The following is a 12,149-nucleotide window of genomic DNA, read 5'->3' as shown; positions in this document are numbered from 1 at the left end:
TACAGCCATGCGTACCCTTTTCTTCTGCTTCTGTTTGACTCTTGGCCTCGCCACTTTTTCACAAAACGTCTCGATTCGAGGAAAAATCAAAAATCCTGTGTCACGGAATATCAGCATTTATATCTATCCGTTTGCCGAAAAAAGTCAATCAAGTGAGGTGCTATTGGATGAAAACGATGAGTTTGAAGTAACGACTACACTCAATGACATCGCCTACCTTTACTGTGACTTTGATAAAAATAAAGAAGAGAATCTGATTTTTATCCTTGAGCCTAATGATTCTATCTTGATGAATTTTGAAGCAAGAGACTTCTGGAAAACGGCCAGTTTTAAAGGTAATGCCGCTTCAAAATTTGAGTATTATAAAGAAGATTACATTAAAACCTTCATTCAGTCGGACTGGAAAAATATTACCTCTAAGAAGTTAGGTTCTTCTGCCTTGTTTTTTGAAAAATTGATGGAGGTAGAGGGTTTGAAAATGAGGGTGTTAGATAAATATAAGAGTAAAACAAGTTCGACTTTTTATACCCTTTGCCAAGCTGATATAAAATCTACGATAAACCGAAAAATATTACCTGATATTTATCAAAGAGCTCAAAAACTGAAAATACCGCTGGACGCTAAGCTTATCCCTGCTTTATATCGCCAAAGAGTAATTGAAATTAACCCTCCTCAGAATGAAACAACAGCTAAGTCTGAACAATACCCAAATAATGTTTTGTACATGACTGCGCTGACTTACCCTGATAAAAAGTATGATATTGAACACGTAGATGATTACTTTCAAGCCCACAAATCGCGATTTCACCCTGCTTTCGTTGAGGTTTTAAGTGCGGAGCACCTAAAAGAGGAAATTGGATACAAAGGTGTTAATGCGGAGGTCGTTAGTAAGGTGAAAAAATTTGAGAGCGATTATCCCAACAGCCGTTTTTTGCCTCTTATTAAAGAAAAACTTATAAACAAAGAAGAAACCTTTGCCATTGGCAAACCTGCTTTGCCCTTTTCACTCCGAGATACCGCAGGGCGTACGGTGCAGCTGGCTGATTTCAAAGGAAAAGTGGTTTATCTCGATTTCTGGGCGAGCTGGTGCGGGCCTTGCATTGCTGAAATGACGCCAGCAAAGAAGATAAAAAATCACTTCAAAGACCAAGCTGATTTGGTATTCCTGTACATTTCATTGGATAAAAAAGAGAGTGATTGGCGCAAAGCCATTGCTAAGTACCAAATTGGCGGTACTCATTTGCGGGATGACATCACAGCGAAAGAAAGCGCGGCTAATACCTATGATGCAGGTTGCATCCCGTCTTCTTTCATTATTGGTAGAGATAACACCTTCCACGCTATTCAGCCTCCAGCACCCAGTAAAAACGATGGAAAAGATTTGATAAAAATACTGGAAGAGACATTGAATAAAAAGTAAATAGTATTCCTTAAAAACGCAACTTATGCTAGCCTCCTTCCTTACCGCAGAATGGCGTAAATTGGCCATGGCCAACTATGCAGTATCTCCTGATTTGTTGAAATCCTACGTCCCTAAACATACCGAATTAGACTTGTGGAATGGTGACTGTTACGTAAGTTTGGTAGGCTTTCTGTTTGATAATGTACGATTAAAAGGAATTCCTATCCCATTTCATAGGTCTTTTGAAGAAGTAAATCTGCGGTTTTACGTACGCTATTGCGACGAACAAGGAAATTGGAAACGAGGTACTACTTTCATTAAAGAAATTGTACCAAAACCTGTAGTTAGTTGGGTTGCCAATCTCGTTTATCACGAGCCATACATCACTAAGCCAATGCGGTACAATTGGCAACATTCCGAAAATCAATTAACCGTAAGTTATGAATGGAAATATAAGGATTGGAATCGTTTTGAAGTCGTGGCTGAAAATGTGGCGACCGAAATGTTTGTGGGGAGTAAAGAGGAATTTATCACGGAGCATTATTGGGGTTATACTACTTACAGCCCGACTATTACTACCGAATATGGTGTTGAGCACCCGCGTTGGCAAGTGTATCCAGTAAAAGATTATACAATTGATGTTGATTTTGGAGCTGTATATGGCACAGCTTTTGGATTTTTGACTTCTCAAAAACCCGACTCAGTACTATTGGCCGAAGGCTCAGAAATTCAAGTACGGTCAGCAAGAAAGCTGTAAAGGTTTTATGTATTGAAAATCGAGAGAATCTAATCGTCGCGTTTGGGGCATTTTTTGCAGTGTTTGCCCTTTTTCTTGTACGCTTTACAGCATTTCTTTAGGTCGCAGGCAAAAGCGCAACCCATGAAGGCGTTGGGCTGGAAAAACTTTTCTTCAGTGCTTGAAAGTGTGCAAGTCGAAACTTCAACGATGGTCATTGGAAATGTTCTAAGGTTTCAAATACTTACGCAAAAGTAGTTTATTTAGATTAATTACAAACAAATTTTTCCAATTATTTTCACCATTCTACCAAAAAATGCCTTTTTGCCCCCAAAAAGCTGTAAAAAAGATTGCGAACATAGGGCATCTATTCCGTTCTTTGCGGTTACTAAATCAACAGAAAGTAATATGAAAATCAACTACTTGCTAACACCACTACTGCTTTTCGCTACAGTTGCACTGGCCCAAACGGGAGACGAAAAGCACTTAACCAACATAAAACAGCTCACGTTTGGAGGCGATAATGCCGAAGCGTATTTTAGTTTTGATAGTAAATACGTGAGTTTTCAGTCGAATAACCCTAAATGGGGCTTGCAGTGCGACCAGATTTTTTATTTGGATGTCACCAAAGGCTTGAAAAACCCTGATGAACGCCCGCAGTTTATTAGTACGGGAAAAGGCCGCACGACTTGTTCGTATTTTATGCCCGACGGCAAACACATTCTTTTTGGAAGTACGCACTTGGCCAATGATTCTTGCCCGCCACCCATCAAACCGTACCTCAATAAATACTTGTGGGCGGTGTACGACACCTACGACATCTTTGTGTCGGATTTGAAAGGGAAAGTGGTGAAGCAATTGACTACCGAAAAAGGTTATGATGCCGAAGCAACGATTTCGCCCAAAGGCGATAAAATTGTCTTCACTTCGACCCGCAACGGTGATCTGGATTTGTACATTATGGACATCGATGGAAAAAACGTGAAACAAATCACGAATCAGCTTGGCTACGACGGTGGGGCATTTTTCTCACCCGATGGCAAAAAACTCGTTTTCCGTTCGTCAAGACCTAAAACAGACGAAGAAGTTGCCGAATACAAAAAATTGCTTTCGATGGGATTGGTAGCGCCGACCGACATGGAAATTTATACGTGCAACGTGGATGGTTCGGACCTACGCCAAATTACCAAGCTAGGCAAAGCCAACTGGGCGCCGTATTTTACGCCGAAAGGTGATAAAATTATTTTCTCGTCGAACCACCATTCTCAACGTGGGTACGACTTCCAATTGTACCTTATCAATCTCGACGGAACAGGCTTGGAGCGTGTGACCAACAACAGTATTTTTAACGCATTCCCGATGTTTTCGTATGATGGGAAGAAGCTAATTTTTAGTTCTAACCGTAACAATGCACCAGGCTCTCGCGACACCAATTTGTACATCGCCGATTGGGTAGATTAACGATTTATCTCACGCACTTCGTGGATTAGGTCGCTTTTAATCTAATCCACGAAGTGTTTTTTTTACTTCATATACGGCAGCGAAGGAAGAGGCTGCGCCAGTAAATCGTTGTCCCATGCTTGCCGAATTAATTGGCTTTTTTCTGGGTATTTTGTTGATTTACAGCCCAATAACACACATTGTGCTTCACCTGCAAATACGGGCAAAGTAGGACACCCTCCTACCAAACTACTACCAAGGTAAGAATGGGTACTCAACGCAACCAACCACACATCTTTCTTCACCTGTTGATATACCCATTCAAACTCTTCTGCCGACAGTGGCCCGTCGAAGGTAGTAATGCTTTGTAAAGCGTTAAATTTATAGCTAGGTAAAGGTGTTGATTTTATGGTGGTTAGAAATGCTGCCGTGCAGCCGAAATGATTGATTTTGTTTTTGTCGATACTCTCCCAAAGTGGCCCTTTTGAGCCGTGAACGGGGGCGTCATAAAAGACAGGAATAGCACCCGTGAGCAGCGTACTCAGTGAAAATTGCCACGCAATTGAAGAGGAGGAGTCGTGCCATAAAACGCGGTCGCCTTGCTTGAAATTTTGATGGATGGTCAACAACCGTAGATGTTCAAGCAATGTGCCTCCTGTGCTGTGGGTAACGGGGGTAAACGACAGAAATGATACCCAAAGCGGGTGCGCAAATGGGACGTGCGTAAATTCCAACAAGGTGGAAGGCGTTTTGAGAACCGACGTCCATGTTTCTGCGTGAAGTTCATCTTCTCCTGTGGGCGTTACCCAAACGGTTTTGGTGGTACTTTTAAAAGTTGCCGAAGAATGAACAAAAACGACCTTAGGCGAAAGCGTTCTTGCACGGTCGTTGAGGATTTTAGCATCCGTTTCTGGGGAAAAAATCGACCAAATAGCTCCAATAGCATGGGTGGCCAAAAATGCCACTACCGATTGAGGGGTATTGGGTAAAACTCCCATGACATGGTCGCCTTTGGAAACACCGACCTGTCGCAAATACGCCGCAACCGAGGCTACCTGTTTTTCTAAATCACGCCACGAAAACTCCCGCAGCGGCTCACCTTCCGTTTGGTACAAAAAAGCAGGCTTGTTGCTGTTTTTATGACGAAAGATGTGTTCGGCATAGTTGATAGTCGAGCCCGTAAACCATTGGGTTTTGGCCAGTTCTTTTTTGTCCGTCACGACAACATCCCAGTACAAACTGTGCGTTTTGATGTCGCAAAACGACCAGATACATTCCCAAAAATCCTCGATGTCGGTCACTGACCAATCCCAAAGATCATGGTAATCACGGAAATAAAGTCCTTTCTTAACAAATAACCAGTTCTGAAATTTTTTCAGGTTGGACTGCTCCACAACCGAGCGCGAAGGAGCCCAAAGGGGTTTGAGTGGTACACGATCTAGTATCACGGCACAAAAAGTTAATAGGTTGGATGGCTAGATGTTTAAACGACCAAAATCATTTTTTTGAGATATGTTTCTTAAAAAAAACATCGTGGCTTTATTTTTTGTACCTTTGTTCGCCTGATTATCAGGGTATTTGGGGCGGTTAGAAGCCGCCAAATTTTTAGTTACATAATTCACTTTTTACAGTAGTGATACTGCAAATCCAATGAAAAAAGACAATAAAGGCGCTGGCAAAACGCCGTTTTACAGTAAATTCGTAAAGTCGAATCAATCATCAGATAGTTTTGACAATTCTTCAGAACCTAGACGCTCAAGACCTCGTTTAGAAAAATCTCCCGACAAAAAGTCCAGTGAAATCCCTCGTCGCGAACGCAGCTTTGACAAACCGTTTGAAAAGCGCGGCGACAAACCAGCCTTCAAAAAGCCGTTTGACAAGCCATTTGAAAAACGCGGTGAACGTAGTTTTGACAAACCATTTGAGAAACGCGGCGACAAACCAGCCTTCAAAAAGCCGTTTGAAAAGCGTGAAGAACGTGGCGAACGCAGTTTTGACAAACCATTTGAGAAACGCGGTGACAAACCAGCCTTCAAAAAGCCGTTTGAAAAACGTGAAGAACGTGGCGAACGCAGCTTTGACAAGCCATTTGAAAAACGTGGTGAACGTAGTTTTGACAAACCATTTGAGAAGCGCGGCGACAAACCAGCCTTCAAAAAGCCGTTTGAAAAGCGTGAAGAACGCGGCGAACGCAGTTTTGACAAGCCATTTGAGAAACGCGGCGAACGTAGTTTTGACAAACCATTTGAAAAACGTAGCGAGCGTAGCTTTGACAAGCCATTTGAGAAACGCGGCGAACGCAGTTTTGACAAACCATTTGAGAAGCGCGGCGAACGCAGCTTTGACAAGCCATTTGAAAAACGTGGCGAACGTAGCTTTGATAAACCATTTGAGAAACGCGGGCGGGCTTCAGAGGAAGGTGATAAGCCTGAAAAACGTAGCCGTGCCGAAGATGGATTGCGCCGTCGGGTAGGGGAGTACGCCGAAGCGCCTCGTTATGACCTCCGCAAAGCAGAAGAAAAATACATAAAAAAGGACGGGTCAGCTCCAAAAGATGACTTGATTCGCCTTAACAAATACATCGCAAATGCAGGATTGTGTTCTCGTCGCGAAGCGGATGGATTGATTGAAACAGGGCAAATTACGGTCAACGGCAAGGTAATCAATGAACTAGGGCACAAAGTAAACCCTGGCGATATTGTAAAGTACGGAAACCGTATCTTGAATCCTGAGAAAATGGTCTATATTTTGGTGAATAAACCAAAAGACTATATTACGACGACCGACGATCCAGAAGGTCGCCATACGGTGATGGAGCTGATTTCGGGCGCATGTAATGAACGTGTATATCCTGTTGGTCGTTTGGACCGTAACACAACGGGCTTGTTGTTGTTGACAAACGACGGTGAATTGGCTGAAAAACTGATGCACCCATCGAACGAAATCAACAAGATTTACCAAGTGGAATTGGATAAGCCAATGACAACCGAAGATTTTGAGAAAGTACAAGCAGGGCTTGAATTGGAAGATGGATTCATCAAACCCGACGACCTAGCCCTCGTTACTCCCGATGCGATGGTGGTAGGAATTGAGATTCACAGCGGCCGCAATCGCATTGTTCGTCGTATATTTGAAAGCCTTGGTTACGAAGTGATTAAGCTTGATAGAACAGTTTATGCAGGGCTAAACAAAAAAGAACTTCCACGTGGCAAATGGCGCTTCTTAAACGAAAAAGAAGTAGTGCGTTTGAAATACTTAGTGTAGGACTAAGAATAAAAACTAACGAAAAAGGGCTGCGGAAACGCAGTCCTTTTTCGTTAAGATATTTTTTGGGTGAGCTCCTTGGGCAATCCCACTCGTTTGAGCGTTTTTGTTGCCTGGGCTACTTTTTTTTCGATAAATGCGTGTTTCTGTTTTTCGTCTATTGTTGAATCTAATTCAACAACTGCCGTTTTGTTATTTTTAATGAGCATCTGTTGGTGAGTTTTATTTTCGTTTGACGAGAAAGGCATCATACGCTTTGTTTATTTGAAACGATTGCCACTCGTTGTTAAACAATCCCCAAACGACAAACGTTTCTGAAATATCTTCAAAATAACTCGCAATTCCAATTCTATAAAGGCGTGTCCTAGAAGGAGTACTACCTTCAATGTAAATTAATGCAGAAGGATGATGCTCAGAAAAGATAAAAGTTGCAGATGCTACCGTTGCAAGTATTTGGTTTCTATCACCATTATTAGAAATGATAGAATCACTGATTGTGCCAGAAGTAGTATCCAAATCTCCAAAGCCCAGATTCCAAATCGGCGTGTCTTCAATCGGTGAGAACACAATTTCTTTCGTAATTTTCCCTTTTGGTCCTTCACTTACAAACCGAAATGAAACGTAATTGGAGGATGCTTTGAGGTCATATTTGGGTAGATACATACTAAAAGTAGGTCACGCTTTCTTCAGAATACCTTTCTCAACGTTTTCATTAAGTACATTTTCGGCATAATTCCAGATGGTGGTAGAACCCTCTTTAATGACCGATTTCTTTTGATAGACTTTTTCATAAGGAACGTCAAATTCTGCCCAAGTTCCTCCGTTGTTGGAGGTATTTTGGAGCAGAGGCTCTAAACGATCCATGGAACGGGCAAATTTGGCTTCTTTGGTTTCTCCTGCCTCAAATTCTTCCCAAATGGCAATCAATTCGTCGGCTTGGGCTTGGGGAAGCATCCCAAAAATCCGTTGAGCGGCCAGCCTTTCTTCGTCGGTATTTGAATGATTTTTCTGGGTATCATAGATAAAGGTATCGCCCGCGTCAATCTCGACAATGTCGTGAATAAGCACCATTTTAACCACTTTCAGCACATCAACAGGCTCGTTGGCGTGTTCGGCTAAAACGATGGCCATCAGGGCCAAATGCCAACTGTGTTCGGCGTCGTTTTCGGGTCGGTCACTGTTGAGTAGTTTGGTTTTGCGTTGGATGTATTTGAGTTTATCAATCTCTTTTATGAACTCAATTTGCTGTAATAACTGGTCAGAAATCATCTTGTGAATGAGGTGTGTTTTTAATCAACAAAGGTTTCCTTAATGACGTTTTTTACTTGGGTAATTTCACTAGCCGAGAGTGTTTCAAACCGTTTCACTATTCGTAATCGGTCGATTGTACGCACTTGGTCAATAGCAATCCAACTTTTGGTTGTTGGATGATTTATCTGTACCCTGGTAGGGTAAGGTTTTGAACTACTGGTGAGTGGAGCGACGACAATCGTTTGTAAGTATTTATTCATTTCATTGGGAGAAAGAACAACGCACGGACGAGTTTTCTTCATTTCGCTACCCAGGGTAGGATCAAGATTTACTAATACAATATCGTATTGATTTATTGATTCCATTCTTCAAAGGTTTCGTCTTCAAACACATCATCCATCATGAGCTGGTCATCGCCATTTTCGTGCATTTTTTTGAATGCTTCTTCCCAACCTTTTCTGGGCTCAGGTTTGGGTTTTAAGATCATGTAGCCTTGCTCAAGAACTAGCTCAATTTTGTCGCTGATACTATATTTCTCAAGAATACTTTTCGGCAAACGAATGCCTCTGGAGTTGCCAATAGTTATGACTGAAAGTTCCATAAGTTGGTGTTTTGTAGTTACAAAGTAATTACAAAACACTTTCGTTTGCAAGCCATTTATTGAAAAATGTTGTTCTAAAATGAAGATTGACCTAGTTGAATAAATTGGTTAAGGCCTTCCCCACTTCCAACCCTGACAAAAACGCCCCTTCCACATTACCGATGCCAAAAGCATCGCCTGCCAAATAAATAGGGGCGTGTTGGAGCTTATAAAATGAATGGGGGTAGCGTTGGCGGGCAAGACTGTAGCGCCAACGGTGTACTTGTACTTGCTCGATGGATTCAGGTGCAATCCAATCGCGGACAGAGGCCAATAAGTCTTTGCCTACTTCTTGTAAATTGCCTTCAAAGTGAGCTTGACTGTAATTGGCGGAAGCGTGCAAAGTCACCGAAGGAACTGATGAAATGCCTTTCTGGAAGTTATCGGCTATCCACGCTACGGGTTGGTTTTCCAAAAGTAATCCACCTCCTTCAATCGTGGTAGGAGTTTTCAACGTAGCCAAAACGGCAATGCAAGGGTCGTATTCAATCGAATCAAAAACGCGTTGGTCGGCGTCGGCTAAGGTTGTGCCTGAACGTTGAAAAAGCTCAACTGCTTGTGGAATAGGAGCTGTTGAAATGAGCACGTCGTAGTCATATTGGTTGCCTGATTCAGTTTCAACCGACTGAGGATGAATACGGATGGCTTTTTCGTTTAAACAGACGGTCAACGGCGCGGCCAAGTGTTTTGGAATGGTATTCATTCCTGTTGTCCCGATGTACCGTATATTCTCACGCTGAGGAACTTGCCATTCAGAAATGACATTTGCGGCCATGAGTTCATCAATAAAAAGACGAAATTCGGGAGATTTGACCGAAAAATATTGCGCGCCGTGGTCAGCTTTGGCAAGCTCAATTTTACGGGTTGACATGCGCCCGCCTACGCCGCGTCCTTTGTCGAGTAGTGTTACTTCGTGGCCATTTTGAGTCAAAAGTCGGGCAGCCGATAACCCTGCCATTCCTGCGCCAATGATGAGAATTTTCAACGGTATTGGAGTTAATTTGGTGGTTCAATTTTATTTTTAAAAGTAACCTTCTTTCGGAGGTAGTTGTTTGCATTTTCAATGCTTTTCAACTTCTTTGTGGACTAAACGATTAAATAGATTTGTAATGAAATCACCTACACAATGTGAAAATATGGCCGAAATACGCACGGAAATTGATGCGTTGGACCGTGAAATTATTCGACTGATTGGCCAACGTTTTGGGTATGTTAAAGCAGCCTCAAAATTCAAAACTTCCGAGACGAGTGTTAAGGCACCCGAACGTTTCAAGGCCATGCTTGTTGAGCGAAGGACGTGGGCGGAAGAAGAGGGTATTCATCCAGATGCCATCGAAAAAATGTACACCGATTTGGTGAACTACTTTATTCAAGAGGAAATGAACCATTGGAAAAATCAACAACCGACCTAGCCAAGTCACGGAATATCCTCATCGCTTGCTTCGGCTTTTACCCCCAAACCCACGGGGTTGCTGAAGTAGCGTACCGTCATGCGTTGGGTTTGCATCAATTGGGCTACCGTATTACCGTCATCACTCGTGGAAAGTCGTCAATTAAGTTCCCTTTTGAGGTGGTTTATGTAGATCAAGAGCTTCATTATCAAAGAATTATAAAAGAAAGTGAGGCCGAAGTGATTTTTGTGCACGGTTGGAGCAATTGGGCTTCGGAATGGCTAATCGAGCTACTTCCCCTACGAGCAAAAGTCGTAATGGTCAGTCACGGAACCAACTTCAATGTCCGTTTGGGTGGTTTTCGTGGCTTCTTTTGGTGGCTTCACCAACGAAGGGAAGCGTGGAGTTTTGGAAAAAAAATGAGGCTGTTTGATCATTACGTATTTCTAGCCAATGTACCCGAACCGCAACGGATGTCTGACGTAGTTTGGGCTCAAAAGCATCATTTTTCTTCCTATTCGGTGATTCCCAACGGCGCGCGACCTGCGTTTATGGTACCCACCGAGCGTAATTTTATAAACGAAAAAGGAATACAAGCAAGTTGTGTACTTCTATGTGTTTCCAACTATCAACCTTCAAAGGGACAAGGAGAACTTGTGCAGTGGTTTTGTGAAATGAAACTGCCCGATACGGCCTTGGTTCTGATTGGAAGTGAGTTCAATCGCTTTGCTGACCGCCTCAAACGACTTGCGGGTAAACAGCTGAATCAAACCGTTTTTTTATTTGAACAGCAAACCGAAGCCCAAATCCACGCCGCCTACCGTTCCGCCAGTATATTTGTTTCGGCAACGCTCACAGAAGTCCAGCCGCTCATGCTGCTGGATGCCATGGCGGCGGGCGTTCCCTTTTTGTGCCGTGATGTGGGTGTGGTGAAGGAACTGCCTGGTGGAGTGTGCTTTGATTCGAAGCAGACATTTGAGGTACAACTACGTCGGCTTGTAGCGGATTCGTTGTGGCGGAGTCAGTTAGGGAAAGAAGGAGGCCGAGCCATTCAAACCACGTATAATTGGAACAAAGTGGCTAGTTTATACCATCAATTGATTACTAAACTACTTGATTGTGAGGTGTGACTTAGGGGCTTTTGGCTAGTCAAAGCCTAAAAGCAGTACCAAGATGATTATCGTAAAATTGAGCGGTGGTTTAGGCAATCAGTTGTTCCAATACGCGTTGGGTCGGCAGTTAGCGGTGTTGAACCAAACGGAACTCAAATTAGATGTGTCACAGTTGGGTAGTTCGCTGTTTGGAACGCCGCGCTCGTATGCGTTGGATGCGTTTTCAATTAATGCGTCACTGGCCACTAACCGCGAAATCAGCGAGCTTGTGGGTGCTTCTTTTTCAATGTTGGGGCGTTTTGGAGCTATTTCTCCCTTCTACCAGCGGGAACCCCATTTTCATTTTTCTCCGCTTATACTTCGTTTGCGGGGCGACTTATATTTTGATGGGTATTGGCAATCAGAACGTTATTTTAAGCCCATTGCTTCTCTTGTAAAACAGGAATTAAAGCTACAAAATACGGTTCTTTCGCGTTTTCAAATGTGGCAAAACTTGATTCAAACCAGTGAATCGGTGAGTGTACACGTACGTCGCGGTGATTATACGCTACTTTCGATGGCCAATCGTTTTTTGCGTCCTTGTGGGTTGGATTATTACCAAAAGGCGGCTTCCGTCCTTTTACCTCAACTTCAACAGCCTACTTTTTTTGTTTTTTCGGACGATCCCGTTTGGGCCAAAACTCACCTACATTTTCCTGTTCCGACGCACTACGTAACGGGAAATTCGGCGGCGGAAGATCTGGCTCTTATCTCACAGTGTCAACATCACATCATTGCAAATAGCACGTTCAGTTGGTGGGGGGCGTGGTTGGCTGCTTTTCCACACAAAAAAATAATCGCTCCGCAGCAATGGTTTGCTACGGAGCGATTCAATACCAAGGACTTACTTCCCGACGACTGGGGCCGAGTGTAA

General features: G+C 43.0%; 14 protein-coding genes. 7 read left to right on the top strand and 7 right to left on the bottom strand.

What is annotated here, in order from left to right; genetic code table 11:
• Window positions 1–163: 163 nt before the first annotated feature.
• The 3 genes from K339_RS0121180 to K339_RS0121165 all read left to right on the top strand — a co-directional run bounded on the left by K339_RS0121180 (window position 164) and on the right by K339_RS0121165 (window position 3,599).
• Complete coding sequence (locus K339_RS0121180) at window positions 164–1,420, top strand: TlpA family protein disulfide reductase (RefSeq protein WP_169731882.1); 1,257 nt, start codon at window positions 164–166, stop codon at window positions 1,418–1,420.
• 25 nt (window positions 1,421–1,445) lie between these two features.
• Window positions 1,446–2,159, top strand: coding sequence for a YqjF family protein (locus tag K339_RS0121175; RefSeq protein WP_028525389.1), 714 nt, complete (start codon window positions 1,446–1,448; stop codon window positions 2,157–2,159).
• A 387-nt stretch (window positions 2,160–2,546) separates the two neighbouring features.
• Complete coding sequence (locus K339_RS0121165) at window positions 2,547–3,599, top strand: TolB family protein (protein WP_028525388.1); 1,053 nt, start codon at window positions 2,547–2,549, stop codon at window positions 3,597–3,599.
• A gap of 62 nt (window positions 3,600–3,661) precedes the next feature.
• Here the strand turns inward: K339_RS0121165 and K339_RS34390 are convergent, their stop codons facing one another.
• Entirely contained in the window at window positions 3,662–5,026 is a 1,365-nt protein-coding gene (locus K339_RS34390; protein ID WP_051398152.1) for an AMP-binding protein, read from the bottom strand.
• Between the two features lie 202 nt (window positions 5,027–5,228).
• On the opposite strand from K339_RS34390, the gene K339_RS34385 reads away from it, so the two are divergent.
• Window positions 5,229–6,842 (top strand): pseudouridine synthase, encoded by a 1,614-nt coding sequence (locus tag K339_RS34385; RefSeq protein ID WP_084332280.1) that lies wholly within the window; start codon window positions 5,229–5,231, stop codon window positions 6,840–6,842.
• Between the two features lie 53 nt (window positions 6,843–6,895).
• Here the strand turns inward: K339_RS34385 and K339_RS34380 are convergent, their stop codons facing one another.
• From K339_RS34380 to K339_RS0121120, 6 genes are all read right to left on the bottom strand, one after another.
• On the bottom strand, window positions 6,896–7,051 hold the full coding sequence (locus K339_RS34380; RefSeq protein WP_157607679.1) for a hypothetical protein: 156 nt from the start codon (window positions 7,049–7,051) through the stop codon (window positions 6,896–6,898).
• 13 nt (window positions 7,052–7,064) lie between these two features.
• Window positions 7,065–7,505 carry a DUF6934 family protein gene (locus tag K339_RS0121140; protein WP_028525387.1) on the bottom strand — a complete coding sequence of 147 codons (441 nt, stop codon included), beginning with the start codon at window positions 7,503–7,505 and terminating at the stop codon, window positions 7,065–7,067.
• A gap of 12 nt (window positions 7,506–7,517) precedes the next feature.
• Window positions 7,518–8,111: an HD domain-containing protein gene (locus K339_RS0121135; protein ID WP_028525386.1), complete on the bottom strand. Its 594-nt coding sequence runs from the start codon at window positions 8,109–8,111 to the stop codon at window positions 7,518–7,520.
• Between the two features lie 20 nt (window positions 8,112–8,131).
• Window positions 8,132–8,458, bottom strand: coding sequence for a type II toxin-antitoxin system PemK/MazF family toxin (locus K339_RS0121130; protein ID WP_028525385.1), 327 nt, complete (start codon window positions 8,456–8,458; stop codon window positions 8,132–8,134).
• Entirely contained in the window at window positions 8,446–8,694 is a 249-nt protein-coding gene (locus tag K339_RS0121125; protein ID WP_028525384.1) for an AbrB/MazE/SpoVT family DNA-binding domain-containing protein, read from the bottom strand. Before K339_RS0121125 ends, K339_RS0121130 begins: the two co-directional genes overlap by 13 nt.
• A 91-nt stretch (window positions 8,695–8,785) precedes the next feature.
• Window positions 8,786–9,718, bottom strand: a complete 933-nt coding sequence (locus tag K339_RS0121120; RefSeq protein ID WP_051398151.1) for an NAD(P)/FAD-dependent oxidoreductase — start codon at window positions 9,716–9,718, stop codon at window positions 8,786–8,788.
• A gap of 124 nt (window positions 9,719–9,842) precedes the next feature.
• Here K339_RS0121120 and K339_RS0121115 point away from each other — a divergent pair, with 124 nt between their 5' ends.
• The 3 genes from K339_RS0121115 to K339_RS0121105 are packed head-to-tail and all read left to right on the top strand — an operon-like array spanning window position 9,843 to window position 12,149.
• Complete coding sequence (locus tag K339_RS0121115; RefSeq protein ID WP_028525382.1) at window positions 9,843–10,145, top strand: isochorismate lyase; 303 nt, start codon at window positions 9,843–9,845, stop codon at window positions 10,143–10,145.
• Window positions 10,121–11,254, top strand: coding sequence for a glycosyltransferase family 4 protein (locus tag K339_RS0121110; RefSeq protein ID WP_028525381.1), 1,134 nt, complete (start codon window positions 10,121–10,123; stop codon window positions 11,252–11,254). The genes K339_RS0121115 and K339_RS0121110 overlap by 25 nt, the downstream gene beginning before the upstream one ends.
• A 43-nt stretch (window positions 11,255–11,297) precedes the next feature.
• Window positions 11,298–12,149: an alpha-1,2-fucosyltransferase gene (locus K339_RS0121105; RefSeq protein ID WP_028525380.1), complete on the top strand. Its 852-nt coding sequence runs from the start codon at window positions 11,298–11,300 to the stop codon at window positions 12,147–12,149.

This window comes from Runella limosa DSM 17973, assembly GCF_000482465.1.
GTDB classification, from domain to species: domain Bacteria; phylum Bacteroidota; class Bacteroidia; order Cytophagales; family Spirosomataceae; genus Runella; species Runella limosa.
Note: the sequence above shows the minus strand (reverse complement) of the source record. Positions and strands in the feature narration are given on the sequence as shown.